The organism is Micromonospora sp. NPDC006766 (assembly GCF_040636055.1).
In the GTDB taxonomy this organism is placed as follows: domain Bacteria; phylum Actinomycetota; class Actinomycetes; order Mycobacteriales; family Micromonosporaceae; genus Micromonospora.
This window is the reverse complement of the sequence record NZ_JBEYIX010000009.1, coordinates 18,020-43,792: the sequence shown is the minus strand read 5'-3', so window position 1 is coordinate 43,792 and position 25,773 is coordinate 18,020. Positions and strand designations below refer to the sequence as shown.

Here is a 25,773-nt window from a genome sequence, read left to right as displayed (position 1 = left end):
GGACAGCAGCGAAGGACCTCAGCCGGGGCCTTCGCTGCTGTCCCGTCTCGACCGGGCACAACGCTTCCCAGCTCAGTTCGCCTGTCCGACGAATTCGACTTCGTGATGTTGTTCCGGGTCGGCACCCGCCGCCTCGTCGCGCCCGCGAGCCGCGGCGGCCTCGCGCTGGGTGGTCCTGTTGCGGACGGTGATCCGGATGGCCTGGGAATACAGGAAGATGCCGATCACGATGCTGACGCCGGCGACCGGCAGCCCCCACAGCGGCGGCAGGTACATCGCCAGGAACCAGACCTTCACGTCGACGCCGGTGAGGATGAACACGAGCGGCACCAGGCCCTGAGGGAACAGCAGGATGGAACCGCCGCCCCAGCAGAGGCCGACGATCGCCGAGTCCCGCTTGGACATCTCGGCCTTGGTGCCGCCCGCTGCCGCCGCCCGGCCCGCTGCCGTTTTCCGGCCGGTACGCATGATGTGCAGCATCTCCGCGTCCGTGGCGGCGAGCTGCCTGCTCGCCACCGAGCCCAGCCACCAGGCGAGCGCGACACCGGTCGCCAGGCCGATCGGTCCGCCGGCCCACCGCAGCACGGGCAGGTCGAACCGGTCGCCGAGGAGCACGGCGGTCAGCGCCGGGGCGGCCGGAATCAGGCCGATCCAGAACAGCAGGTTGGACTGTCCGGTGGTGTCGGCGCGTTCGAGCGGGTTGTCCGGGCGCTTGTGCGCGTCGGGACCGGGCACCATCGCGGCCACCGAGGCGTAGCTGATCAGGCCGGCGCCGCCGCCGAGCAGCGCCGGCACGGTGGCGGCGACCCACGGCCAGGCCCAGGCGTAGCCGCTCCAGATGGTGAAACCGATGCTGAGGGCGATCGAGATCGGGCCGAACACGGCCAGGTAGGCCCACTGCCGGCCGCGTACGTCCGCATGGTGGGTGCCGGTGGTGATGGTCTGCCAGAGTGCCGTGCCGTCCTGGCTGTACAGGTTGCCGGCGGAGGTGATGGCGAACAGGGCGACGGCCGGGCCGGCCCACGGCAGCAGCGCCTTCGCGTCGAAGGTGAGTGGCAGCAGCGCGGTGAGCAGTGCCCAGGCGATCGGCACGGTGGCCGTGGTGGTCCGCAGCGGGTCACGCCACCAGGTGCGCAACTCCTTGCGGAAGACCGCGCCGGTCGGGCCGGCGAACAGGCCGCCGGTCGGCACGGTGGCGTGGCGGGTGCCGCGGATGGTGACCCGGGCGCGGCGTGGGGTGCCGAGGGTGGCCGCCCAGATCAGCAGGAGCAGGCCGCTGAGCACGGCCAGCCCGGCGAGCGCGCCGAGGACCAGCAGCCAGTCGCCGTGGCCGGCGGCGTCGACGGCGACCACGCCCCAGCTCGACGGTATCCAGCGCAGCGTGGTGGAGAACGTGGACGAGAAGCCGGTGGAGAGCACGTCCGAGTAGCTGATCGCCACGATGATCATCCAGCCGGACTGGGCGAGGACGATCATGGCGGCGAACAGCACGCCGGTGACCGCGGCGCCGAGCCGGGAGGTGGCGACAAAACCGAAAAGGGCGTACGCGACGCGCGACAGCAGCACCACGAACACGAGTTCCCCGGCAGCGGCCGGCACGGCGATCAGGGCCGGCACCACGCCAAGGTGCGCCGCGTACGTGATCAGACTGACGAAGGCCAGCGCCGTGACCGCCGTGGTGATGCCGACGAAGGCGGCGCCGAGCAGCCCGACCGCGAGTTTGCGGCGCGGCACCGGGAGCAGCGCGAAGTGGTCGGCGCGCAGCACGGCCGAACTGCCCCACAGCGGGCCGACCAGCCAGCCCAGCAACCACATCACCCAGACGCAGGCGAGCAGATCGCCCAGCACGCCCGGCTTGGCGATGTCGACGAACGTCAGCCAGATCGTGGCGGCGGCGAACAACAGCCCGACGGTGCCGCCGGTGATCATCCACGCGGCCTTGCCGCCGGTCATGGAGTTGCGGGTGATCGCCAGCTTCATTCGGATCAGGACGCCAGCCACGACAACCCCTTCCCGGCGTGCTCGTCGCCACCGACCAGCCGGACGAACGTCTGCTCCAGCGTCTGCTCGCCACGGACCTCGGCCAGCGGCCCGGCCGCGACGATCCTGCCCCTGGCCATGATGGCGACCGTGTCGCACAGCTGCTCGACCAGCGCCATCACGTGGCTGGACAGCACCACTGAGCGGCCCGACTCGACGAACCGGACGAGGATCGCCTTGAGCGCGGCGGCGGACACCGGGTCGACCGCCTCGAACGGCTCGTCCAGCACCAGCAGTCGCGGCGCGTGCAGCAGTGCGGTGGCCAGGCCGATCTTCTTGCGCATGCCGGTGGAGTAGTCGACCACGAGGGTGCTCTCGGCGTCGTTGAGCTCCATCACGTCGAGCAGCTCCTGGGTGCGCTCGGCGAGCACGGCCGGCTTGATTCCGCGCAGCTGCCCGATGAACGTGAGAAGCTCCCGGCCGGTGAGCCGTTCGGGCATCGCCAGCCCGTCGGGCAGGACGCCCACCAGCGCCCGAGCCTGGATCGGGTCGTCCCAGACGTCCACGCCGAACACCTCGGAACGGCCCTGGTCGGGGCGGAGCAGGCCGACCGCCATGGACAGCGCGGTGGTTTTGCCGGCGCCGTTCGGGCCGACCAGGCCGAAGAACGATCCCTGCGGCACGGCCAGGTCGACGTGGTTGACCGCGATGTTCGCGCCGAACGCCTTGTGCAGGCCGCTCAGCCGCAGCGCCGGCGCCCGGCCGTCCGCTCCGGACCGCTTCGTCGCTACGTCCTGTGTGGTTGCTTCCACGGGCCCCCCGAATAGCGGCTGTTCGATTCGGCCGTCAGTCTTCCCCACGCTGCCGCGTCGACGCTATTCGACCGGATCCCGGAGCAGTCAGGCCGTCGGCCGCTCCCGTTTCGGCAGCTTCGCCACCACCGCCTCATACGACCCGTCGACCGCGTCGATCAGCTCCTCGTCGGGGATGTCGCCCTCGAGCCGCAGCGTGTTCCATCCCGACCGCCCGATGTAGGGGGAGGCGCGGGCGTCGTCGGGGAACCGGTGCAGCCACTCGTCGGCGACCTCCCGGGACGGGCCGCATTTCACACCCACCCGCGCCTCGCCCTCGGGCGCGCCGAGGAAGGCAAAGATCCTGCTGCCCACCTTGACGACCTCGTCGCCCTCCCACGGCTGGTCCAGCCAGGCGCCCGGCTTCGCCAGGCAGTGTGCCCGCAGCTCGTCGCGATTCATCGCGTCCCTCCTGTGCCGCCCATCTGGGCAGTCTCGCCGGGCACTGTGACAATTCCGCCGTCAGTCGGCGGTGCCGGTGCGGACGGTGAGCCGCTCGTAGCGCTGCCGGGCCGCCTGGGCGCTGCCCAGGCCGAGCCCGAAGGCGATCGCCTGCCAGGTCAGCCCCCGGGCGCGGGCCACCTGCAACAGCCCCGCCTCGAGCACGTCGACCTCCGCCCGCACGTGCGGGATCAGGGTCAGCGCGGCCAGCAGATCCGCCTGGTCGACCGGCTCCTCACCCTCCTCCAGCTCCGCCCCGCCGGCCAACGCCATCACCAGGGTCGCCGCCTCGTATGCGTCGGGAACGTCCGGGTGCGCGTACCGCCGGCGCCGGGCGTCGGTGCCCGCGTGCCGCTCGGCGATCCGCAGCAGCGCGGCGTAGTTGCGGTGCGCCCGGGCCTGGGCAGCATCCGGAGCGGTGAACGGGTCGTTGTCCAGCATGTCCATGCCGTCCATCACACCCGCTGAACACTGCATTGTCAACCACTCGTTGAAAGCGGATCGCGCCAGTTCCGGCGTCGCTGGGATAGGGTTCCCCCGTGACCAGCACCGACCTCGCCACCCTCGCGGACCTGCTCGCCGGGCCGGTGGTGCCCGCCGCCCGCGGGCTGCTCGGCTGTCGACTCACCGCCGGCGAGGTCACCGTCCGGATCACCGAGGTCGAGGCGTACGCCGGCACCGCTGGGGACCCGGCCTCGCACGCGTATCGGGGGCGCACCGCACGCAACGCGGTGATGTTCGGGCCATCCGGCCACGCCTACGTCTACTTCACGTACGGCATGCACTGGTGCGTCAACGTGGTCACCGGCCCGGACGGCGAGGCCTCGGCGGTGCTGCTACGCGCCGGGGAGGTGGTCGACGGCCTCGACGTCGCCCGGGCCCGCCGGCCCGCCGTACGCCGGGACGTGGACCTGGCGCGCGGTCCCGCCCGGCTCTGCGCGGCGCTCGGCATCGACCGCGCGGCCTACGGCGCCGACCTGCTAGGTGACGGCCCGGTGCGGCTGCGGCCCGCCGTGACGCCGGTGCCGGCGGCGGCGATCGTGGCCGGCCCCCGAGTCGGGGTGACCGGGGCGCACGACGTGCCCTGGCGGTTCTGGATCGACGGTGACCCGACGGTGAGCGCCTACCGCCGGCATGTCCCGCGGCGGCGAACCTGACACTTGACCGGCCAGCGGGACCGTGTCATCGCGCCAGGGCGGCTTGGCGTCAGCCGAGCAGCTCCAGGAACTCGGCTGGTGTCAGACCTGCCTGACGAAGGATGGAGGCGAGCGTTCCGCGCTTGATCGTGCCGTGCTGGGGCACGATCACGACCTTGCCGGCGGAGTCGCGGTACACCGCATGGCTGCCCTTCGTGCGTACGTGATCAAAGCCGGCCTTGGTGAGCCCGGCGAGTACCTTCCTGAGCGGAAGGTCGGCCAAAGCCGGACTCACGCGGCCCGTCCGACCTGAAAGGACGTCACCAACGGAGTCGACTCGATCGTGGGCTGGGAAACCTCTTCGAGATAGAGCTCGACGGCCTCTCGCAGATTGGTGAGCGCCTCATCGAGGGTCTCGCCCTGGCTGGCAACTTCCAGCTCCAGACATCGGGCGACATACCAGGCCTCTTCCTGGTGAACCGCCGCGGTGAAGGTTTGCACCATTGAGGTCCTCCTGAGATTGTCAGCCGCCCCCTCCATGCTACGGGTCGGCCGGCTCGTGGAGACATCTTGCGTTGCGGTCAGCCGCGTCCTAGGCGAGGCTCAGCCGGGCCAGGTACGGCCGCAGCGCCCGGCGGGCGACCAGACTGCCCAGCGCGATTATCGTGACCAGGGCGTGCCCGATCCGCGCCACCAGCTCACCTGCGGACAGGCCGTAGATCGCCCAGCCGTTCGCGGCCGCGTCGCTGATCAGGATCAGACAGGCCAGGTCCATGCCCAACCGGCGTCGCCCCAGCAGCAGCGCGGCGGCGACCGGGTCGGCCACCGTCAGCGCGACGAAGTACGCGGCCAGCCAGGGCGGCGCCCACGGGTACGGGTCGGTGCCGCCGACGACCAGGTCGGCCACGTGCACGCCGGTGCCCCAGAGCAGGACCGCGACGTAGCCACCCGCCGTCCACCTGGCCCACCGTGGCAGGGCCGGCCAACCTGATCGCCGCACCGGTGAAGTCTCTCCCACGCGTCACCGTCTGTGAGCTGAGCCACCGGCGAGGGCGTCGCCGGTGGCGGTTGAGCCGCCGATCCGGAATAGTTGACTCGTCAAATAAGTTGTGTGGTGCGATCCGGGCGGCACCGGTCCGGACGTCACGCGAGGAGCTGGTCATGCAGTTCGGAGTTTTCACCGTCGGCGACGTCACGGTCGACCCGACCAACGGGCGGCTGCCGTCCGAGCATGAGCGGATCAAGGCCATGGTGGCCATCGCGCTCAAGGCCGAGGAAGTCGGCCTCGACGTCTTCGCCACCGGCGAGCACCACAACCCGCCGTTCGTGCCGTCGTCGCCGACCACCATGCTCGGCTACATCGCCGCCCGCACCGAGCGGCTGCTGCTCTCCACCTCGACCACGCTGATCACCACCAACGACCCGGTGAAGATCGCCGAGGACTACGCGATGCTGCAGCACCTGGCCGACGGCCGGGTGGATCTGATGATGGGGCGCGGCAACACCGGCCCGGTCTACCCCTGGTTCGGGCAGGACATCCGCAACGGCATCCCGCTGGCCATCGAGAACTACGACCTGCTGCGCCGGCTGTGGCGGGAGGACGTGGTCGACTGGAAGGGGCGGTTCCGTACCCCGCTGCAGTCGTTCACCTCGACCCCGCGACCGCTCGACGGCGTGCCGCCGTTCGTCTGGCACGGCTCGATCCGCAGCCCCGAGATCGCCGAGCAGGCCGCGTACTACGGCGACGGCTTCTTCGCCAACCACATCTTCTGGCCCAAGGAGCACACCCAGCGGATGGTCGACCTCTACCGGCAGCGCTTCGCGCACTACGGCCACGGCTCCGCCGACCAGGCCATCGTCGGCCTCGGCGGGCAGGTCTTCATGCGCCGGAACTCCCAGGACGCGGTCCGCGAGTTCCGCCCGTACTTCGACAACGCCCCGGTCTACGGGCACGGGCCGTCGCTGGAGGAGTTCACCCGCCAGACCCCGCTGACCGTGGGCAGCCCGCAGCAGGTCATCGACCGTACGCTGGGCTTCCGCGCGTACGTCGGCGACTACCAGCGCCAACTCTTCCTGATGGATCACGCCGGGCTGCCGCTGAAGACCGTTCTGGAACAGCTCGACCTTCTCGGCGAGGAAGTCGTACCGGTGCTCCGCAAGGAGTTCGACTCGCTGCGGCCGGCGCACGTGCCCGAGGCGCCCACGTACGCCAGCCTGAAGGCGGCCCGGCAGGCCGCGACCGGCGCGGAGGAGGGCCGATGACCCGGCGCACCCTGGCCGTGGTCTCGGCCGGCCTCGGCCAGCCCTCCTCGACCCGGCTGCTCGCCGACCAGCTCGCCGCGGCCGCCCGCGACGACCTCCTCCGGCGCGGCGCCGAGGTGGAGATCCGGCCGATCGAGCTGCGCGAGCACGCCCACGACGTGGTGAACCACCTGCTCACCGGCTTCCCGTCGGCAGCGCTGCGGGAAGCGCTGGACACGGTGGCGAGCGCGGACGGGCTGGTCGCGGTCACCCCGATCTTCAACGCGTCGTACAACGGGCTGTTCAAGTCGTTCTTCGACGTGGTGGACAAGGCCGCCCTCGCGGACCGCCCGGTGCTGGTCGGGGCCACCGGCGGCACCGCCCGGCACTCGCTGGCGCTCGAGCACGCGGTCCGTCCGATGTTCGCGTACCTGCGGGCGGTGGTGGTGCCGACGGCGGTCTTCGCGGCACCCGAGGACTGGTCCGGGGAGGGCGTCGAGGGTGCCCTGCGCGCCCGAATCCGGCGGGCCGGCGCCGAGCTGGCCGAGCAGGTGGACCGCCGCCCGGCGGGGACCGGACCGGCGGATCCGTTCGCCCTCACCACCAGCTTCGAGGACCTGCTCGCCGGCCGCGACCCCGCCTGATCCGGCGCCCCGTCCCCGAGCCAGCCGCCGCGCGGCAAGGGTTCCGGCGGCGGCGTCCGGTCGGGGCGCGGGGTCGGACCCGCCGAGCTGGAATGGTCGAGCGGGTATCCTCCGACCCGTGACCAGCGACGTGCGGCTCCGTCCGGTGCGCGACGACGACCTGGCTGCGTTCTTCGCCCATGAGCAGGATCCGCAAGCCAACTGGATGGCCGCGTTCGGCCCGAAGGACCCGGCCGACCGGGCCGCCTTCGACGACCACTGGGTGCGCATCCGGGCCGACCCGCGCATCGTGCCGCGGACGGTCACGGTCGACGGCGCGGTGGTCGGGCACGTGGTCGCCTTTCCGGTGGGGGAACGCACCGAGGTCAGCTACTGGATCGATCCGCAGCGCTGGGGCCGGGGCCACGCCACCGCCGCGCTGGCCGAGCTTCTGCGCGAGCTGCCGCAGCGGCCCGTCCAGGCCCGCGCCGCGAAGGACAACGCCGCGTCCCTCGCCGTGCTCCGCAAGTGCGGCTTCGTCGTGGTCGGCGAGGACGCCGGATACGCCGAGAGCCGCGGCGCCGAGGTTGAGGAGTACGTGCTGGAGCTGCCCGCCTGACTAAGGGCTCGTGCCGGGCGCCAGTGCCTCAGCCAGGGCCGAGCGCCAGTCCGCCAGTGGCCGCAGGTGGGCGGCGGCCCAGCGGTCGTGGCCCAGGACGCTGTACGCCGGCCGGGGCGCGGGGCGCCGGTAGCGGCCGCTGGTGGTCGGCCGGATGCGGCCCGGGTCGAGGCCGCGCAGGGTGAACACGGTGCGGGCGAGGTCGTACCAGGTGGTCTCGCCCGATGCGGTGCCGTGGTAGATGCCGGGGGCAGCGCGGCCGGCCAGCGCCGCGTCGGCCAGCGCGGCGAGTTGCTCCGCCAGCCGGTACGACCAGGTGGGTTGCCCCCGCTGGTCGGTCACCACGTCGATCGACTCGCGTTCGTCGGCCAGCCGCAGCATGGTGGCGACGAAGTTGGATCCGTGTTCGCCGTAGAGCCACGCCGTGCGCACGATGTAGCCCGCGTCGGGCAGCAGCCGGGTGACGGCGAGTTCCCCGGCCAGCTTGCTGCGCCCGTACGCGTTCAACGGGGAGGTGGGGGCGTCCTCCGGGTACGGCTCGGTGGCGTCGCCGGGGAGGACGTAGTCGGTGGAGATGTGGATCATCCGGCTGCCCGTCGCCGCACAGGCTTGGGCCAGGTGGGCGACCGCGTGGCCGTTGACGGCGGTGGCCGCCTCCTCCTGAGCCTCGGCCCGGTCCACATCGGTCCACGCCGCGGTGTTGACGACCAGGTCGTGCCCGGCGACGGCGGCGGGCACGGCTTCCGGGTCGGTGATGTCGAGTTCGGCGCGGGTGGTGGCCGTGACCGACAGGTCGCCTCGGGAGCGCAGCACGGCCACCAGGTCCCGCCCCAGCATCCCGCCGGCGCCGGTGATGAGCACCCGGGTCATGCGCCCGCCGCCGGTTTCAGCGGTTCCCACCAGGCACGGTTGTCGCGGTACCAGCGGACCGTCTCGGCGAGGCCACGGTCGAGGTCGACGCTCGGCGTGTACCCCAGCTCGGCGGTGGTCTTGCCGATATCCAGCGCGTAGCGGCGGTCGTGGCCCTTGCGGTCGGCGACCGGCACGACCCGGTCCCACCCGGCGCCGCAGGCCGCCAGCAGCCGGGCGGTGAGCTCCTTGTTGGTCAGCTCGGTGCCGCCGCCGATGTGGTAGACCTCCCCGGCCCGCCCCTTTTGCTGCACCAGCGCGATGCCGACGCAGTGGTCGTGTACGTGCAGCCAGTCCCGCACGTTGCCGCCGTCGCCGTAGAGCGGCACGGTGCGACCGTCGAGCAGGTTGGTGACGAACAGGGGAACTATCTTCTCCGGGTACTGGTACGGACCGTAGTTGTTCGAGCAGCGGGTGACCACCACGTCCATGCCGTGCGTGCGGTGGTAGGCCAGCGCCAGCAGGTCGGATGCGGCCTTCGAGGCCGAGTACGGCGAGTTCGGCGCGAGCGGGCTGGCCTCCGTCCAGAAGCCCTCGTCGATGGATCCGTACACCTCGTCGGTGGAGACGTGTACGAACCGGTGCGCGCCGTGCCGCAGCGCGGCATCGAGCAGGGTCTGCGTGCCGAGCACGTTCGTGACGACGAACGGTGCCGCGCCGGCGATGGAACGGTCCACGTGGGATTCCGCGGCGAAGTGCACGACAACGTCATGGTCGGCCACCACCTCGTCGACCAACGCCTGATCGCAGATGTCACCTCGCACGAACCGCAGCCGCCGGTCATCCCGCACCGCAGCCAGGTTGGCCAGATTGCCGGAATAGGTCAGCTTGTCCAACACGGTGACGACGGATGGTTCGAGCTGCGGGTCCGCCGGGCCGCAGCTGCCCGGCGCCGCCAACAGCATGCGCACGTACTCCGACCCGATGAAACCGGCCCCGCCGGTGACGAGGATTCTCAAGGGTGGTCACCTTCTGCGCGGCGGGGAGTGGCACTCGAGTTCAGGCTGGCCGTGAACGACCGGCAGGCCTGATATTCCGGGAGCAGCCCGGCGGCACGGGCCTCGGTCAGGCTCGGGGCGGCGGCGTCCCGGGCCGACAGCAACGGATGCCCGGCCGGCCAGGTTATCGCCAACTCGCTGTCAAGGGGATGCACGGTGTGCTCGGCGGCCGGGTTGTAGGTGGCGGAGCAGAGGTAGCTGAGGGTGGCGTCGTCGGTCAACGCGCAGAAGCCGTGTCCCAGGCCCTCGCTGAGGTATACCGCGCGGCGGTCGGCCTCGTCGAGGCGGACCATCTCCCACTGGCCGAAGGTCGGCGAGCCCGTCCGGACGTCCACCACCACGTCCATGACCGCCCCGCGTACGCAGGTCACATACTTGGCCTGGCCGGGTGGCACGTCGGCGAAGTGGATGCCCCGGACGACACCCCGCGCGGAGACCGAGAGGTTGCCCTGGGCGAGCCGCAGCGGATGCCCGACCGCGACGGCGAGCCGGTCGTGGCGATACCACTCGGTGAACATACCGCGTGGGTCGGCGTGCTGCTCGGGGCTGATCTCCCAGGCCCCGTCGATGCTCAGTGGCCGGATCTTCACCGGCGCGACTCCCCAGCGTGGTGCTGATCGAGCAGGCCGAGCAGGTAGTCGCCGTAGCCGCTCTTCGTCAGCGGCTCGGCCAGCGTACGCAGCTGGTCGTCGTCGATCAGGCCCGCTCGCCAGACCACCTCCTCGAGGCACCCGATCTTCATCCCCTGGCGTTCTTCGATGACCTTGACGAACTCGGCGGCCTGCATCATCGAGGTGACGGTACCGGTGTCCAGCCACGCGGTGCCCCGGTCCAGCACCGTCACGGAGAGCTCGCCCCACTCCCGGTAGGTCTCGTTGATCGCCGTGATCTCCAGCTCGCCGCGCGAGCTGGGGGTGAGCTTTCCGGCGATGTCGACCACCCGGTTGTCGTAGAAGTACAGCCCGGGCACGGCGTAGCGGGATCTCGGTCTCGCCGGTTTCTCCTCGATCGAGAGCACCCGGCCGTCGGCGTCGAAGTCGACCACGCCGTACGCCCCCGGGTTGGCTACCTGATGGGCGAAGATCCGACCGCCGACCAGCCCGCCGTGACCGGCGAGCTGCCGGCCCAGGCCGATGCCGTGAAAGATGTTGTCGCCCAGGATCAACGCCACGGGCTCGGCGCCGATGAAGTCGGCGCCGATGAGGAAGGCCTGGGCGATCCCTTCCGGGCGGGGCTGGAGGGCGTACTCCAGTCGCAGCCCCAGATGGGCGCCATCTCCGAGCAGGCGGCGGAACTGGTCCTGATCCTCGGGCGTGGTGATCACCAGGATCTCCCGTACCCCCGCCATGACGAGAGTGGAGAGCGGGTAGTAGATCATCGGCTTGTCGAAGATCGGCATGAGCTGCTTGGAGACCGCTCGGGTGATCGGCCAGAGCCGAGTGCCGGTGCCGCCAGCGAGAAGGATTCCGCGCATGGCGGGAGGCTACCGGCCGAACCGCGTCGAATGGTGGCCGGCGGCCGAACGATTCTGACTACGTCCGAAAGTCGTGCGGCCGCCTCGATCGGTCGTCTCCGAGAACTGGACGGGCCATTGCGGAACAGTTGTTCGGCCTCATGTGCGGCACCGGGCGATCGGCGTCCTGTCGGCAATTCGACATTGGTCAAAAAATACCGAGAACGACCCTGGCGTACTGAGCTGATGGTCAGCATGCTCATAGCTCAGTCGGTCCCGCCTATGCCTCCCGGGCAAGGGGCTCCCGGATGCGCGTCTTGGCGGGTACCGCAGCAGCTCGAGCCGGACGGCAAGCCGTAGGGGCAACGGCTGGCCGGCCTGTGTGCGTGGGGACGGTGTGCATTGGTAGAGCTGGCGCAGGTCATTGAGGACAGGGCCATCCGGCGCGGTGTGACGACGCCACCAAGGCCCACGGTTGGTAAACGCACTGGCTGGCAATCCCGTTACATCACATTGCTGTGCCTGGTCGACCTGCTGGTCGGCCTGGCATCAGCGGCGGTGGCCCTGGTCGTTCGGTTCGGGTCGTCGGCGGTCGAGCCAAACAACCGTGACCATTTGTGGGTCACCATTGCTCTGCCATTCGCCTGGATGGTGGCCCTCGCTATCGGCCGCGCGTACGAATCACGTCATCTCTTCGTGGGAAATGACGAGTACGCCCGAGTGTTCCAATCCTGCCTGGCCCTCACCGCCACCTTGGCGTTCGCCTCTTTTGTCGTCGATTTCCGGCTTGCGCGGGGATATCTGATCATCGCGATTCCGCTGCTCGTCGTCGCCGGCGTCGCGATGCGGTACCTGCTGCGCCAGCACCTGCACCGCTCGTGGGCACGCGGCGAACGGCTGCACCGGGTGATCCTGGTCGGGCCCGAGGCCGCCGTCGCCGAGATGGCCAAGCGGCTGCGCCGCGAGCGCTACCACGGACTCGGCGTGGTCGGTGCCTGCCTGCCGCAGCCGATCGTGCAGGGGCACGGCACCGGGCTGCCGCCGATCCTCGGATCGTTCGAAGAAGTGGCGGCCGCCGTGGCCCGGGTGGCTGCGGACACGGTCGTCGTGCTCTCCTGTTCGGAGATCGCCGGAACCGCGCTGCGCAGGCTGGGCTGGCAGCTGGAACGCGACGACGTCGACCTCATCGTGGCGAGCAACCTCGTCGACGTGGCCGGCGACCGCACCACGGTCCGACCGGTGGACGGGCTGCCGATGCTGCACGTCGAGCACCCCCGGCTGAAGGGTGGCCGCAGGGTCGTCAAAGCCGTCTTCGACCGGGTGTCGGCGCTCGTCCTGCTGATTCTCGCCGCGCCGATGCTGCTGGCGATCGCCCTGCTGGTACGGGTGGCCCCGGCCGCCGGGGGTCCCGCCGTCTTCCGCCAGGTGCGGGTCGGCAAGAACGGCCGGCCGTTCACCATTTACAAGTTCCGCACCATGTACGTCGACGCCGAGGAACGCCTTGCGGAGCTGCTCGACCGCAACGAGACCGACGGCGAGCTGTTCAAAATGCGCCACGACCCCCGGGTCACCCCGGTCGGGCGGTGGCTGCGCCGGCTCTCGCTGGACGAGGTCCCCCAGCTCGTCAACGTGCTCAAGGGCGACATGTCGTTGGTCGGGCCTCGGCCACCGCTGCCCCGCGAGGTGGCCAACTATCCCGCCGACATGCGCCGGCGCCTGGTGGTCAAGCCGGGGCTGACCGGTCTGTGGCAGGTCTCCGGCCGGTCCGACCTGTCGTGGGAGGAGTCCATCCGGCTCGACCTGTCGTACGTGGAGAACTGGTCCCTGACCATGGACCTGGCGATCCTGGCCCGGACGCTGAGCGCTGTGGTCCGCAGATCCGGAGCGTACTGAACGGGCCCCGGATCGGTGTGGTCAGCGCTCCCTCCCTCCGTCGGCTGGGACGGTGCCTGCGGTGGCCGCCGAGGTCGGCGGGAACGGCAGCCGCGACGGCCGGAGCAGGGCGGCCACGGCACGGCGGCTGCGGGACTGACCCAGGGCGGCGCGCACGGCCTCGCGGAGGAACACCGCGCACCAGAACAGCGCGGTCGCGACCCGCGAGTGCCGCATCCGGTAGAGCCGAACACGGTTGACCGTCAGCAAACTCCACAGCGCCGGTGAGACGCGCGACTCCCCACCGATGTGCACCACCTCCGCCGCCGCCGTCATCCGCGTCAGGTAACCGCGGTCGCGGGCCCGCAGCGCGAACTCCGTCTCCTCCGAGTACAGAAAGAACGACTCTTCCCAGGGGCCGCAGGTCGCGAGGCACTCGCGGGAAATCAACATCACCGCGCCCGTGGCCCACTCGACGTCGCCGTCGCGGACGTACGCCGCCTCGTCGAGGACGGTCTCACCCAGCGCCGCGAAGCGCCCCGCCCGCTGCCCCAGCACGGCCTCGCCGAGAGCTCGACGGAGGGTGGGCTCCCGCCGCAGCGACCTCGCCACCGCGCCCTGCTCGTCGACGATGCGGGGCACCGCGATGCCGACCTTCGACGGCCCGACCTCGGTGAGACGGTCATAGAGGGTGGCGACGCTTCCGGGCCCCAGTCGCACGTCGGGGTTGAGGATGAGCACCGCGTCGTAGGGCTCGGCGTCGGCGATCGCGGCGTTGAAGGCGGCCGCGTAGCCCGCGTTCCGGCCCATCTGCCGTACGCGGCATCCGGGCACGGACCGTGTCGCGACGGCGACGGAGTCGTCGGCCGAGGCGTTGTCGGCGACGGTCAGGTGCCACCGCACGCCGCGCAGGCCCTCGTCGAGGGACTGCAGGAGCCCGGGCAGCACGGCAGCGCTGTTGTAGGTCACTATCACCACTGCGACGACCGGAGTGGCCGGCGTCTCGCACCTCGCGCTCATGCGGCTCGGCTGCTCTCGTCACGTAGCCAGGTCGCGTAGTCGTGCGAGCGGATCGGCCGCCGAGCCCGCCATTTCGCCAGCAGGGTGACCCCGAGGAAGGCGGCCAGCTTCGGCAGCAGCACCGGGCGGGACGTGCAGAGCGTGACCAGATCGCGCCAGGTCGTGCGAGCGCCGTCGACGGCCTCGGGCATCCGCCCCCGCAACTGGGCGGTGGCGGTCAGGGACCGCACCCGGCGACGGATCAGGTCGGCGAGGGTGCGCGGCGCGTGCACCACCACCCTGGAGCCGGGCACCACCCGGCGTTCGTCCGGCCCGAAGGCCACGGAGGCGGCAAGGTCGTCACCCATCACCTCCGGCATCGCCGCGATTCGCTGCCCGCCCTCGGCCGACACGCCGATGACGCCCCGGCCGAAGAGGCCCTCGCGCACCCCGGGAAGCCGCTGCCAGACGTCGTAATACCACCTGACGACGACCGACGACCGACCGGTGTGGACGGTCCTTTCCGGTGCGACCGCCAGGACCCCCGGCTCGCGCAGCGCCGACGCCAGGCGGCGGACGTCGTCAGGCCCGATCTCCACGTCGGCGTCGAGGTAGAACCGAGGGTAGCCGGCACAATGGGCGTCGCCGAGGCGCAGTGCGGCGTACTTGCCCGGGGTGGGCGCCACCACCACCCGAACCGGGGGGCCCACGGAATCGGCCACCGCGGCGGTGCGGTCCGTGCACCCGTTGGGCACGACGACGACCTCGAACTCCGCTACGGCCGGCTCGTCCAGCAAACCGGTAAGCAGACGCCCGATGACGGCTTCCTCGTTGTACGCCGGGACGACGATGCTGAGCACGGAGTGAGTATCCCGGACCGATCGGCGCTGTGGCCTCGGCGACAGGGTGTCGGCTATCCGCCAACTCGGGGGATGGCGAGCCCGACCACCAGATGTCGATACTTTGTGCGGCTGGCCGCTGCTGGGGAAGCAGGACAATTTCGTGTACGTCTCGCTGCGCGATCGACCAACGAGTGAGACAGGCCCACGGACCGGCCGCGTCGCGACGACCGTGGTGCTGCTCGGGGTGGTCAGCCTGCTGACCGACGTGTCGTCGGAGATGGTCGCCTCGGTCCTGCCGCTCTACCTGACCGCGCAGCTGGGTCTGGGCTACCTCGCGTACGGCTTCATCGACGGCCTCTACCAGGGTGTGAGCGCGCTGGTGCGGATCGGAGGCGGCTATGCCGGGGATCGCGGCGGCCGGCCGAAGTGGGTGGCGGCGATCGGGTACGCGGTCTCCGCCCTCAGCCGGCTCGCGTTGCTGCCCGCGCACGGCATCGCCGCGATCACCGCCGTCATCACGGCCGACCGGCTGGGCAAGGGGCTGCGGACGGCGCCGCGGGACGCGCTGATCGCCGACTCCTCCGAGCCGGCCACCCTCGGCCGTTCGTTCGGGGTGCATCGCGCGCTGGACACCCTCGGCGCCGCCATCGGGCCGCTGGTCGCGTTCGGCCTGCTCGCCGCGGTGCCCGGCGGCTACGACTCGGTGTTCGTGGTCTCGTCGGCGTTCGCGATCTGCGGGGTCGCGCTGCTCGTGCTGTTCGTGCCCGACCTGCGTCGCGCCACCGGCGCCGCCCGGATCGGTCTGCGCCGCGCGATCGGTCAGCTCACCGGACCCCGACTGCGTCGTCCGCTCGTCGCCGCCGCCCTGCTCGGGGTGCTGACCGTGGGCGATGGCTTCCTGTATCTGTCCCTGCAGCGGCGCGACAACCTCGCCGCCGAGATGTTCCCGCTGCTGTACGTGGGGACCAACCTCGCGTACCTGTGCCTGGCGGTCCCGCTGGGCCGGCTGGCCGACCGGATCGGCCGGGCCCCGGTGCTGTTGGGCGGGCACGTCGTGTTGGCCGCCGCCTACCTGATGGCTGCCGGCCCGGTCACGGGCACCCTCGCCACCCTTGTGGTCCTGGCGCTGCTCGGGGCGTTCTACGCCGCCACCGACGGAGTGTTGCCGGCTTTGATCAGCGTCCTGATCGCTTCGGAGACGAGAGGCACCGGGATCGCTGCCGCGCAGACCGTGGTGGCGCTGGCCAGGTTCGTCTCGTCGCTGGCGTTCGGCAGCCTGTGGATCGTCGTCGGCCGGGGTCAGGCGCTGCTGGTTGTCGCCGGGCTGTTGACGGCTGCGGTACCGGTCGCGGCCTGGTTGCTGCGTACGAGGGAAATGGTCGAGGTGAGCGGGTGAGACGGTTGGTCGTCATGGCCGCGATCGTGCTCGTCACGGTCGTCGCAGCGGTCGCGTACGTGGTGCGTGCGCACGACCAGCGGGCGGGCGCCAACCGGGGCGCCGGTCCGGCTCGGACCGACCTCGCGTCGGTGGTCGTGGTGCCGCACCTGGTCTTTCGCAACACGGCCCTCGGTGACGGATACGGCCAGGTGGCCGTGGTGCCGCTGTCGGCGCCAGGCGGGCCACGCGCGCTCACGCCGGCGTCCTGCGATCGGGTGTACGCCACCGGTGGGCAGGCGTTGTGCCTGGCCGCGAACCGGGGTCTGACGACGACGTTCACGGCCCGCATGCTCGGGGCGGACTGGTCTGCGAAGGCCGACCTTCCGTTGTCCGGGCTGCCCAGCCGGGCCAGGTTGTCGCCCGACGGGTCGCTCACGGCGACGACGACGTTCGTCTACGGGGACGCGTACACCAACCCCGGCCAGTTCTCCACCCGTACCCTCGTCACCCGCAGCACCGGGCAGCAGCTTGCCGACCTGGAGACGTTCCGGTTCACCGTGGGCGACCGGACGATCAAGGCGGTCGACCGAAACTTCTGGGGCGTCACGTTCGCCGACAACGACACCTTCTACGCCACCGGCGCGTCCGGGGGAAAGACCTGGTTGGTCAGGGGAAGCCTCTCGGCACACACGCTGACCGCGCTGCGCGAGGACGTGGAATGCCCGTCGCTGTCACCGGACGGCGGACGGGTGGCGTTCAAGAAGCACGGCGGGCACGCGCCGGGCGCGTGGCGTCTGGCGGTGTACGACCTGCGCACCGGCGAGGAGACCGTGCTGGCCGAGACACGCAGCGTGGACGACCAGGCCGAGTGGCTCGATAATGCGACAATTCTCTACGGACTGTCACGTACCGGTGCCACCGGGGCGGCCACGTCCGACATCTGGGCGGTGCCGGCCGACGGCAGCGGCACGCCGCAGGTGTTCGTGCCCGATGCCTGGTCGCCGGCCGTGGTGCGGCCATGAGCCGAGGGCAGGCCCGAAGCGAAGGGATTCATGCCATGAGAGATAGGCGAGTTCGGCGCAACCGCAGGACTGTGTTCGGCATGGGCGCCGGCGTGGTGGCTCTCGGCGCGGCGATCGCGGTGGTCCTCACCGTGGCCCTGACGGCCGAGGCCGACAGCGACCAGGCGGGCGTGATCATCAACCCGCCGCCGCCACCACCGTCGGACGTCGCCGTTCAATCCACCGCTGCGCCTTCAGCGAAGGTGGGAGCCGCCTCAGCCAGCCGGGGTGTCTCCGCCGGCACGGGTGGCGGACGACGCTCGGGCGCACCCTCGACCGAGGCACCTTCGCCCGCGGCATCCTCGACCGGTGTACCCCGCCCGGCGAGCTGGCCGAGCAAGGCGACCACGGGCGTGCCCAAGTCCAAGACGCTGAAGGCGGCCGGCGATGTGCGGGTCACCAAGAACAGCGCTGTCGTCGACGGTCTGGATGTGCGCGGGACCATCACGGTGGAAGCGAACAACGTCACGATCCGGAACACCCGGGTCACCAATGCCGGCAAATCGGAGTGGGGAATCATTCAACGGGCCGGCTTCAGCGGCCTGGTCATCGTGGACAGCGAGATCCGGGGCAACGGCAAGCAGGAGATGCAGCAGGGGATCTTCAATCTCGGTGACGACCTGACCGTGCGGCGTACCGACATATCCCAGGTCGCCGACGGCATCGACACGAAACAGGGTCTGATCGAGCACTGCTATCTCCACGATCCCAGTGCCTTCGACGGCGACCATGTTGATCTGATCCAGGTGACAGGTGGCCCGCCCGTCGGCAAGTCCCTGGTCATACGGCACAACACGGTCATCAACAATCTCAACCAGACCTCGGCGATCGGGCTTTTCCAGGACTTCGGGGTGATGCATGACGTGCTTGTCGTGAACAACTACCTTGCCGGCGGCGGATATACCGTGTATGGAGGCGATGGCGACAAAGGAGCGTCGCGGAACGTCCGGTTCGAACACAACACCTTCGGCCGTGACGTCTACCCGAAAGGCGGCCGCTGGGGCCCGGTCGCGTACTTCACCCCCAGCGGCCCCGGCAATACGTGGAAAGGCAACGTCTGGGCCGTGACCGGCGCGCCGGTCACGCCGTGACGGCGAGTCAACCTGGGACAGGAAGATGGCCCTGATCATGCCGAAAGAAGCGAGCACGAACTCCTCCGCCTGGGACGGGACCCGTGGCGACCTGGTCGTCTACTTTGCCGGCAGCCGTTGGGAAGGCCCACCCGGGCACGACCGGCACATGGCCGAGGCGCTCAGCAGGTGCCGTCCGGTTCTCTTCGTGGAGCCGCCGGTGTCCGCGCTGACCAGCTTGAAGCGCCCCGAACTCGGTGGCCTGCTGGACCGACCACGGCTCCGGATCCTCAACCCACGGCTGGCCCACCTGGTGACACCGGTCGTGCCCGGGCACAGCCGGCCCGGTCTGCACCGTCTGGTGCCGCCCATGGTCGGGCGGGCGACTCGCCGCGCGGTCGATCGTCTGTACGGGTCCGCCTCCAGGGAGCCGGTGGCCGCGGTCGTATCCAGTCGGGCCGAGGATCCGGGTGCGGCGTTGCCGGCACGGCGTCGGGTCTTCTACGCCACTGATGATCTGGTGGCCGGGGCCGAGATGCTCGGTCTGCCGCGGGATCGGCTGATCCGGGAAGAGGCCCGAGCGCTGCGCTCGGCGGACGCTGTCGCGGTCGTGTCCACGGCCCTTCTGGAGCGGTATGCGCGCGACGGTGTTGCCGCGCAGATGATTCCCAACGGGTGCCGGCCGGATGCGTACGCCGACGTCGACGAAGCCCCGGTGCCGCCAGGCGTGACTCTCACCGGGCCGGTCGCCGGGCTGCTCGGACACATCAACGACCGCATCGACCTGGCGTTGCTGGAGGCCGTCGCCGACACCGGGTCGTCGATGCTGATCGTGGGCCCGGTGGCCCCCGGCTACCACGCCGAGCGCTTCACCGCGTTGACCAGGCGCCGTAACGTCTGTTGGGTTGGGCCGAAACACCACACGGAGATGGCCTCGTTCCTGCGTCTCATCGACGTCGGCCTCACCCCGTACGCGGACAACGAGTTCAACCGGGCCAGTTTCCCGCTCAAAACGCTGGAGTATCTGGCCGCCGGCCGAGGGGTCGTGGCCACCCCGCTGCCGGCCGTTACCTGGCTGAACACCGATCTTGTCAGCACCGCCGCCACGCCGGCGGAGTTCGCGGCACGGGTGCAAGCCGCCCTGGCCGTACCGCGCACCGGCGAACTCGCCGCTCGTCGCCGGGCCTTCGCTCGGGAACACGGCTGGGACCAGCGCGCCACGCAACTCGCTGAGTTGATCGGCTCGGGCGCATGAAGATCCTTGTCTTCGCACACCGGCTGGAGGTCGGCGGCACCCAGGTGAACGCGATCGAGTTGGCGGCCGCGCTCCGGGACAGCTACGGGCACGAGCCGGTTCTGTTCGCGACGCCGGGACCGATGGTGGAGTTGGCCGAGGCCAAGGGGCTTCGTTTTCTTCCCGCGCCGGACGCCACCCGGCACCCGTCGTCGGCGCGGATGCGGGCACTGCGTGCGGCGGTCCGCAGTGAAAGGCCCGATCTCGTCCACGCGTGGGACTGGCCGCAGTGCCTCGACGCCTACTACGGGGTTCACCTGATTCGGGCCGTCCCGCTGCTCGTCACCGTGATGTCGATGGTGGTGCCCCGGCTCATCCCGCGTGGGGTCCTGACCACATTCGGTACCCCCGAGCTGCTCGACCGGGCCCGCGCGGCCGGGCGGCACCGGCTCGGGCTGCTCCTTCCGCCGGTCGACGTGCACCAGAATTCTCCGGATGCCGCAGACGGCAGGGAGTTCCGGGCCACCTACGGCCTCGACGCCGACGACATCGTGCTGGTGACCGTCTCCCGCCTCGTGGAGTTCCTGAAACTGGAAGGACTGCGCCGCACCGTTCAGGCCATGGCGGTGCTCGGGCGGGACATGCCGCTGCGCTTCGTCATCGTGGGCGATGGCACCGCGCGACGGGATCTGGAAGGCCTTGCCGCGGAGACCAACGACGCGCTCGGGCGCCCGGCCGTGGTGTTGACCGGTGCGCTGGTCGATCCCCGCCCGGCGTACGCCGCGGCCGACGTCGTCGTCGGCATGGGCGGTTCCTCCCTGCGTGCCCTGGCGTTCGCCAAACCGACCGTGGTGGTGGGCGAGCAGGGCTTCGGATCGGCGTTCACTCCGGAGACCGCCGACTATTTCCGGTACGCGGGTATGTATGGCCTCGGCGACGGAGACGTCGGCAATGCCGGCCTCGTCGCTGAGCTCAGACGGATCGTGAGCCGGCCGGAGCGGTTCCCGGCGCTGGGCGAGTTCTCCCGCGACTTCATCGTGCGCCACTACTCGCTCGAATCGGTCGCCCGGCAGTTGGACGAGCTCTGCCGTGAGGCGGTCGCTGGCCGGTCGCCGGTTCGGGTGCGGGCTGCCGACGGCGTCCGCACCGCCGCGATCCGGGTGGCGGGCAGCGCGCTACCGCGGGAGTTGCGCCGGCAGGTCACCCGGTTCGCCGCACGCGGCTAGCGCGCGGCTCGCCGGGCGACGCCGGGTGCAGCCGCCCGGTACGGCTCAGGCGGCCGGTCTGCTCGGCTCACCAGGGCGTGGGCCGGGCGAGGAGTCCGACGCGAGCCGGAGGATCGGCCAAGCGACCACGGCGAACGCGGCCAGGCTCGCCAACCCGCCCAGAACGAGCGTGGCCAGGTCGCCGGCGACGAGCCGGTGCATGCCGATCGCGACCAGCGCGGCGGCCGCGCCGGCGGCGAGCGGCCGCCCAGCCGACCGCAGCACGTCCAGCGGTGAGATCCGCAGCGTGGTGAGCGCGGCCAGATGAGCTGGTACCGCGACGCAGAGCGCCACCGCGACGTGGGCGATGCCGGCGCCACGGATCCCGGCGTGCGTCACGCCGACGGCCATGGCTGGCAGCAGCGCGAGGATCCAGCCTCCCTGAATGACCAGCGTGAGTCGCGCCTTGCCGGCCGCGGTGAGCAGGTCGGCGGCGAGCTGCATGGCCACCCGCAGCCCCCCGAGCACCGCGAGGAAGGACAGCGCGGTCGCGGCGGCCGACCAGCGTGGTCCGTAGACGACGCGGGTGGCCGGTAGCGCGTAGACGGCAAGCATCACGGCGACCAGGACCGCCGGTGCCATGATGAGCGTGAGTGAACGCCGGAACGCCGCTCGCAGGGCAGCCCGGTCATGTTGCAGGCGCGCGAACGCCGGTATGGAAATCCGGGCGACAGCGACGGACAGGATGCTCACCGGCCAACTCGAGAGATTGAAGGCCAGCAGGTAGAGGCCCAGTGCCTCAGGGTCCAGCAACCGCCCGACGACGACGTAGTCGACGTTCATGAGGCCGACCGCGAGCAGGAGAGTTCCCGCTATGGGCAGCCCGCCGGAGAGGACGTGTCGGGCTGCCTGACGGGACCACCCCGGGCGGTAGCGCGTCGGTGCGAACGCCCAGAGCAGAACGCTGTTGACGGCGTTGCCGGCGAAGCGACCCCACGCCAAGCTCCATGCGCCGTAACCCAGGGCAGCCAGGGCCACCGACAGGCCGAGCGTCACCACCATGCCGGCCAGGTCGGCGGTGGCTCGCTTGCCCTGCATGAAGGACCTGGTCAGTACCGCCGACGGAACGGAGAACAGGCCGTTGATGGCCACGCTGGCAGCCATCAGTTGCACAATGCCAGTCGCGTTGGGCGCGTTCAACGCTGTCGCGATCGCCGGCGCACCGATGACCACCCCGCCGGCGAACAGGCAGCTGGCGCCGAAGATGATGGTGGTGGCGGTCGGTGCGATCTCGTCGATCGCACGCGGCCAGCGGACCAGGGTCGCCTCCAGGCCAAGATCGTTGATGTTCGCAACGACGAGCAACACGACCAGGGCGACGGTGAACTGTCCGTAGTCGTCGGGCGACAGCAGGCGCGCGAGCGCGATGCCGCTGAGCACGGTGCCGGCCCGCGTCAGGATGGTGCTGACGAAGCTCCACCCCAGTCCCCGGCGGACGGACCTGCCCAGCGGCTCGCCCTCCGCCCCGGCCGGCGGGATGTCGTCCCGTACGGGGGTTGCCTCCGACGTGGTCACTGACGAGGTGCGGCACGTCGAACGCCGGAGGGCAGCTGTGCTCGGAGCTTCCGCGCGCCCTGCCGTACCCGATGATGGGTGGTGAGCCGGATCCGCTGCGAAAGCGGAGCGAACGAGTAGTCCGGGTAGCCACGGTTGAATGGCTGGAGGTGCCAGTTGTCGTCAGGATCGGCGGCGGCGAGCTTGCGGAACGCTGCCGCCCGGTGATCGGCAACCTCGATCAGCTCCCAGTCGGGCGAGCCGTGCATGAAGCCGTACACGACCGCCACCGCCGGCATCGGTATGTCGTCGAGGACCAGCACTCCGCCCAACGACAACCTCTGCTCGATGAAGTGGAAGTCGATGACCGGGTGCGGGAACGAATGCTTGCCGTCGATGAAGGCGACATCCACCGGCCGATCGAGGGCCAACGCCGGCAGCGCGGCGTCACTCGTGTCGGCGATGAAGGACAGTTGGCTCGTGTCCAGGCCGATCGTCTGGCAGTAGTCGCGGATGCGCTGGTGTTCGTCGGCGGCCGGGCTGACCGCCGTGTGCTCCGACCCTGCGGCGGTGAAGATGACCGTTGAGGCGCCGGCACCTGTCTCGAGGGTGCGGTCGCCGGCGCTGACGTTGGCTGCCAGCAGCCGCAGCGTGTCGGGCAGTGCGTTCCAGACCCGCGTTCCGCTGGCGTGAAACACCGGTCCGTCCGACATCAGCCGGTCGACGATCGAGGCCGCCGCGTTGTCCCTCATGGGTCCTCCTTGCTGTCAGTTGACTGTGCGTCAGTCAGGACGTCGAAGGTAGACCCTCGACCATCATCGGTTCACCAGCAATGCCTATCGCATTGCCGACAATGCGGATGGGGGATTCCCACCGCGGCCGTCCACGGTCCTCTCGGCGCGGTGGACAAATAGGAGACACGAAGGCCCAGTTGGCAAAATACCGAGGGCGTAGCGGGCGATCCTCAGCCGTTCAGGCCGTGTTGCAGCCGCCGAGGTCCGTACTGAGTCACTGATCGGGCACCGCCCGGCCGTTCTCCTCGTTGCCGACGCGATGCGGGTCACATCGCCGGTCGTCAAATTATTGCTCGATCCAATACGGCGTGGAGGTGCGGATTTCCCGGGACGAATGTGTGAACCGCCAGACCGCGCCGCAGAGCCCGATCATCATGCCGAGTGTCAGCGAGTACGTCGTGTACGTGAGCGAGTCGAACGTGTATGCGATGAAGAGGGCCACCACCTGCGTGGAGATCAGTACCAGGCACAGGTGCCGGTCCGCAGGCGTGCTGGCCCTGCGCAGCGCGATGCCCGCCAGGGCGATCGCTGTCAGGTGCAGCACGGCGAGAACGGCTACGCCGACGTTGCCGGCCTCGAGTGCGGTCCGCAACCACTGATTGTCCAAGAACTGGTACATCGGTGGCTCCCAAGTGCCGGTGCCCCTGCCCCACCACGGCCGCTGGCCGTAGTAGAAGGCCACCATGGTGTACCGCTCGGTGCGCGCCGTGATGCTCGAGTCGTTACTCGCATTGGCGAAAATGTCGTAGAACGTTCGCACCGCCGACGGTTTGATGGCTGACATGCCCGCGACGGCCATCAGCCCGAGTACGAGGACGTTGTACCGGGCACGCCAGGTCCAGAGTGGCATGAGGATCAGCAGTGCGACGACGACGGAGACGATTCCGGTACGGGAGATGGTGACGAGCACCCCCGCCACGATGACGAGTGCGGCTACGCCGAACAGCCGTCGCCTGAGTTGAGTACTGGCGAACTTGGCGAAATGGATCGCGACCGGCAGTGCGAGCGACAGCGTCGCGGCGAGTTCGAGATAGTGGGTGGTGGTCGCCGCCACCCGTAGACCGTCTCCCCGCTGCTGGTATCCAGGCACGCCGAGGTTTGTCAGCCCCGGCACCGTCAGGTATTCCACGATGTTGAACGGCAGCAGCTGCTGGAGAACGCCGATGATCGACATGTAGACCGAACACCAGACGACGATCTGCAGGGCGACGCGCATTCGGCCCCAGTTGGAGATGCCGTCCGCGGCGACCAGGATCGTTCCGATGAAGGCCGCGCCGCCGGCCAGCATTGCCCGGTCGGCCGCGTTCGCCTCCAGCGGGGTGAGCCCCCGCTCGAAGCCGATCGCGTAGGAGATCAGCAGCGACACGAGATACAGAAGGACTGCCCAGCGCACCGGCTGTGGCCCGGGCATGGCCAACCTGCGATTGCAGCGGGTCGCGACCCACCAGCAGAAGATCAACACGCCCACGACCGTGCCGGGTCGGCCGACATCGGCCGAGGTGCCGGGCAGGATCAGCCGCGAAGGAATCAGGGTGAGCAGGCAGATGATCACCCCGAACGCGAAGGCGGCGTCCATGTTGACGGGCCTGCGGCGGGTCGCGTAGGTCTGGTCGGCGAACAGTGCCGGTTCGAGGTCCGCCGCGTGGATCGGCGTGCTCAAAACCGCCTGCCGCGCATGTCGGTCCTCCCCTCGCCCGCTCGTGGTGTCCGCGGCAGGATGATGGTCGCATCGTCAGGGATCCTTGAGGCCGCCGGAGGCCGCGGATCCCGGTCGGTTCTCGTGACCGGGTGACGCACCGCCGTCTGGGTGCCGTTGCTCGCCCTTGATGGCGGGACAGTGAAGTCGGGGCCGACCGGGGCGGTGGGCGTGCCGCGGCGACGCCGCCGGCGCAGCAGGGCGTCGATCAGGACCGTCAAGCCGCCGGTCATCAGCAGACCTATGGCAAAGACGGCGATCACCGCGCGCTTCACCTTACCGCCCGGTCGCTGGAGGTTTTCGCCCTTGTCGAGGCGGTAGGCGGTGATCATGTCGGTGGCCTTGACCCCGTACTGCGCCTGCAGCGACTTGACGGACTCCTCGTAGTGGCCAGTGACCAACGCCGTGGCGGACTGCGCCTGCTGAAGCGTGGGCGCGACGACCGCGATGATGGCGACCGGGTTGCGGTCCCCGATGGTGATCTCGAAGCTGGCAGTGTCGTCCTGCTGCTTCAGGCCGTCGAGGAACGTCTGGTCCTGCGTGGCGACCATGGCGGCATTGCTCAACGATGTCATGCCCAGCGCGAGCCAGGGATTCTGGATGTGGCTGGCCTGGTTCGGGTCGGAGGCGGCAGTCGGCGGGATCAACTGGACGTACGCGGTGATCGCGTAGTCGGGTTTCACCACGACAGCGGTGTACCCCGTCGCGGCAAGCGTCACCAGCAGGAGCGACATCGAGATGTACCAGCGGCGGAACATCAGTTTGGTGAGGTCCCAGAAGTCCATGTGGTTACCCCTCCGCCGGCTGCGCTCTTCGG

At 70.3% G+C, this 25,773-nt stretch carries 27 protein-coding genes; 10 read left to right on the top strand and 17 right to left on the bottom strand.

The window, feature by feature from the left end:
* Positions 1-72: 72 nt before the first annotated feature.
* From ABZ671_RS12105 to ABZ671_RS12090, 4 genes are all read right to left on the bottom strand, one after another.
* The gene (locus tag ABZ671_RS12105; RefSeq protein ID WP_357855441.1) at positions 73-2,001 is read right to left on the bottom strand and encodes a hypothetical protein; all 1,929 of its coding nucleotides are present in this window, start codon (positions 1,999-2,001) and stop codon (positions 73-75) included.
* Positions 1,986-2,792, bottom strand: coding sequence for an ABC transporter ATP-binding protein (locus ABZ671_RS12100; protein WP_357855438.1), 807 nt, complete (start codon positions 2,790-2,792; stop codon positions 1,986-1,988). The genes ABZ671_RS12105 and ABZ671_RS12100 overlap by 16 nt, the downstream gene beginning before the upstream one ends.
* Before the next feature lie 87 nt (positions 2,793-2,879).
* Positions 2,880-3,233, bottom strand: a complete 354-nt coding sequence (locus tag ABZ671_RS12095; RefSeq protein ID WP_357855435.1) for an MmcQ/YjbR family DNA-binding protein — start codon at positions 3,231-3,233, stop codon at positions 2,880-2,882.
* Positions 3,234-3,293: 60 nt separating this feature from the next.
* A complete protein-coding gene (locus ABZ671_RS12090) occupies positions 3,294-3,719 on the bottom strand; it encodes a DNA-binding protein (protein ID WP_357855432.1) in 426 nt (141 codons plus the stop codon).
* 92 nt (positions 3,720-3,811) lie between these two features.
* Here ABZ671_RS12090 and ABZ671_RS12085 point away from each other — a divergent pair, with 92 nt between their 5' ends.
* Positions 3,812-4,429, top strand: coding sequence for a DNA-3-methyladenine glycosylase (locus ABZ671_RS12085; protein WP_357855429.1), 618 nt, complete (start codon positions 3,812-3,814; stop codon positions 4,427-4,429).
* A gap of 49 nt (positions 4,430-4,478) precedes the next feature.
* Here ABZ671_RS12085 and ABZ671_RS12080 read toward each other — a convergent pair whose 3' ends face one another.
* The 3 genes from ABZ671_RS12080 to ABZ671_RS12070 form a co-directional block, all read right to left on the bottom strand.
* Positions 4,479-4,691 (bottom strand): type II toxin-antitoxin system HicA family toxin, encoded by a 213-nt coding sequence (locus tag ABZ671_RS12080; protein ID WP_357855426.1) that lies wholly within the window; start codon positions 4,689-4,691, stop codon positions 4,479-4,481.
* A gap of 8 nt (positions 4,692-4,699) precedes the next feature.
* Positions 4,700-4,912 carry a type II toxin-antitoxin system HicB family antitoxin gene (locus tag ABZ671_RS12075; RefSeq protein ID WP_357855423.1) on the bottom strand — a complete coding sequence of 71 codons (213 nt, stop codon included), beginning with the start codon at positions 4,910-4,912 and terminating at the stop codon, positions 4,700-4,702.
* A gap of 88 nt (positions 4,913-5,000) precedes the next feature.
* Positions 5,001-5,408, bottom strand: a complete 408-nt coding sequence (locus ABZ671_RS12070; RefSeq protein ID WP_357855420.1) for a hypothetical protein — start codon at positions 5,406-5,408, stop codon at positions 5,001-5,003.
* 161 nt (positions 5,409-5,569) lie between these two features.
* On the opposite strand from ABZ671_RS12070, the gene ABZ671_RS12065 reads away from it, so the two are divergent.
* The 3 genes from ABZ671_RS12065 (at position 5,570) to ABZ671_RS12055 (ending at position 7,891) form a co-directional block, all read left to right on the top strand.
* Complete coding sequence (locus ABZ671_RS12065) at positions 5,570-6,670, top strand: LLM class flavin-dependent oxidoreductase (protein ID WP_357855417.1); 1,101 nt, start codon at positions 5,570-5,572, stop codon at positions 6,668-6,670.
* Positions 6,667-7,293, top strand: coding sequence for an FMN reductase (locus tag ABZ671_RS12060; RefSeq protein ID WP_357855414.1), 627 nt, complete (start codon positions 6,667-6,669; stop codon positions 7,291-7,293). Before ABZ671_RS12065 ends, ABZ671_RS12060 begins: the two co-directional genes overlap by 4 nt.
* A 118-nt stretch (positions 7,294-7,411) precedes the next feature.
* A complete protein-coding gene (locus ABZ671_RS12055) occupies positions 7,412-7,891 on the top strand; it encodes a GNAT family N-acetyltransferase (protein WP_357855411.1) in 480 nt (159 codons plus the stop codon).
* Here the strand turns inward: ABZ671_RS12055 and rfbD are convergent, their stop codons facing one another.
* Genes rfbD through rfbA form a run of 4 tightly spaced genes read right to left on the bottom strand, consistent with a single transcriptional unit; the run spans position 7,892 to position 11,272 of the window.
* Positions 7,892-8,761 carry a dTDP-4-dehydrorhamnose reductase gene (rfbD, locus tag ABZ671_RS12050; RefSeq protein ID WP_357855408.1) on the bottom strand — a complete coding sequence of 290 codons (870 nt, stop codon included), beginning with the start codon at positions 8,759-8,761 and terminating at the stop codon, positions 7,892-7,894.
* Entirely contained in the window at positions 8,758-9,759 is a 1,002-nt protein-coding gene (rfbB, locus tag ABZ671_RS12045; RefSeq protein WP_357855405.1) for a dTDP-glucose 4,6-dehydratase, read from the bottom strand. Before rfbB ends, rfbD begins: the two co-directional genes overlap by 4 nt.
* Complete coding sequence (locus ABZ671_RS12040) at positions 9,756-10,388, bottom strand: dTDP-4-dehydrorhamnose 3,5-epimerase family protein (protein WP_357855402.1); 633 nt, start codon at positions 10,386-10,388, stop codon at positions 9,756-9,758. Before ABZ671_RS12040 ends, rfbB begins: the two co-directional genes overlap by 4 nt.
* Positions 10,385-11,272: a glucose-1-phosphate thymidylyltransferase RfbA gene (rfbA, locus tag ABZ671_RS12035; protein ID WP_357855399.1), complete on the bottom strand. Its 888-nt coding sequence runs from the start codon at positions 11,270-11,272 to the stop codon at positions 10,385-10,387. The genes ABZ671_RS12040 and rfbA overlap by 4 nt, the downstream gene beginning before the upstream one ends.
* 429 nt (positions 11,273-11,701) lie before the next feature.
* On the opposite strand from rfbA, the gene ABZ671_RS12030 reads away from it, so the two are divergent.
* A complete protein-coding gene (locus ABZ671_RS12030; protein WP_357855396.1) occupies positions 11,702-13,144 on the top strand; it encodes a sugar transferase in 1,443 nt (480 codons plus the stop codon).
* 21 nt (positions 13,145-13,165) lie between these two features.
* On the opposite strand, the gene ABZ671_RS12025 is transcribed toward ABZ671_RS12030, so the two are convergent.
* Both ABZ671_RS12025 and ABZ671_RS12020 read right to left on the bottom strand, forming a co-directional pair.
* Positions 13,166-14,143: a glycosyltransferase family 2 protein gene (locus tag ABZ671_RS12025; protein WP_357855393.1), complete on the bottom strand. Its 978-nt coding sequence runs from the start codon at positions 14,141-14,143 to the stop codon at positions 13,166-13,168.
* Complete coding sequence (locus ABZ671_RS12020) at positions 14,140-14,982, bottom strand: glycosyltransferase (protein ID WP_357855390.1); 843 nt, start codon at positions 14,980-14,982, stop codon at positions 14,140-14,142. The genes ABZ671_RS12025 and ABZ671_RS12020 overlap by 4 nt, the downstream gene beginning before the upstream one ends.
* A gap of 142 nt (positions 14,983-15,124) precedes the next feature.
* Between ABZ671_RS12020 and ABZ671_RS12015 the strand changes: the two genes are divergently transcribed.
* The 5 genes from ABZ671_RS12015 to ABZ671_RS11995 all read left to right on the top strand — a co-directional run bounded on the left by ABZ671_RS12015 (position 15,125) and on the right by ABZ671_RS11995 (position 20,933).
* Positions 15,125-16,360 (top strand): MFS transporter, encoded by a 1,236-nt coding sequence (locus ABZ671_RS12015; protein ID WP_357855387.1) that lies wholly within the window; start codon positions 15,125-15,127, stop codon positions 16,358-16,360.
* A complete protein-coding gene (locus ABZ671_RS12010; RefSeq protein ID WP_357855384.1) occupies positions 16,357-17,364 on the top strand; it encodes a hypothetical protein in 1,008 nt (335 codons plus the stop codon). Before ABZ671_RS12015 ends, ABZ671_RS12010 begins: the two co-directional genes overlap by 4 nt.
* 80 nt (positions 17,365-17,444) lie before the next feature.
* Positions 17,445-18,494: a hypothetical protein gene (locus tag ABZ671_RS12005; RefSeq protein ID WP_357855382.1), complete on the top strand. Its 1,050-nt coding sequence runs from the start codon at positions 17,445-17,447 to the stop codon at positions 18,492-18,494.
* Between the two features lie 37 nt (positions 18,495-18,531).
* Positions 18,532-19,728 (top strand): glycosyltransferase, encoded by a 1,197-nt coding sequence (locus tag ABZ671_RS12000; protein WP_357855379.1) that lies wholly within the window; start codon positions 18,532-18,534, stop codon positions 19,726-19,728.
* Entirely contained in the window at positions 19,725-20,933 is a 1,209-nt protein-coding gene (locus tag ABZ671_RS11995; RefSeq protein WP_357855376.1) for a glycosyltransferase family 4 protein, read from the top strand. Before ABZ671_RS12000 ends, ABZ671_RS11995 begins: the two co-directional genes overlap by 4 nt.
* A gap of 45 nt (positions 20,934-20,978) precedes the next feature.
* Here the strand turns inward: ABZ671_RS11995 and ABZ671_RS11990 are convergent, their stop codons facing one another.
* The 4 genes from ABZ671_RS11990 to ABZ671_RS11975 all read right to left on the bottom strand — a co-directional run bounded on the left by ABZ671_RS11990 (position 20,979) and on the right by ABZ671_RS11975 (position 25,741).
* Positions 20,979-22,487 (bottom strand): lipopolysaccharide biosynthesis protein, encoded by a 1,509-nt coding sequence (locus tag ABZ671_RS11990; protein WP_357855373.1) that lies wholly within the window; start codon positions 22,485-22,487, stop codon positions 20,979-20,981.
* On the bottom strand, positions 22,484-23,218 hold the full coding sequence (locus ABZ671_RS11985) for a class I SAM-dependent methyltransferase (protein ID WP_357855370.1): 735 nt from the start codon (positions 23,216-23,218) through the stop codon (positions 22,484-22,486). Before ABZ671_RS11985 ends, ABZ671_RS11990 begins: the two co-directional genes overlap by 4 nt.
* A gap of 328 nt (positions 23,219-23,546) precedes the next feature.
* A complete protein-coding gene (locus ABZ671_RS11980) occupies positions 23,547-24,920 on the bottom strand; it encodes an O-antigen ligase family protein (protein ID WP_357855367.1) in 1,374 nt (457 codons plus the stop codon).
* On the bottom strand, positions 24,917-25,741 hold the full coding sequence (locus ABZ671_RS11975) for a hypothetical protein (RefSeq protein ID WP_357855364.1): 825 nt from the start codon (positions 25,739-25,741) through the stop codon (positions 24,917-24,919). Before ABZ671_RS11975 ends, ABZ671_RS11980 begins: the two co-directional genes overlap by 4 nt.
* Between the last annotated feature and the right edge of the window lie 32 nt (positions 25,742-25,773).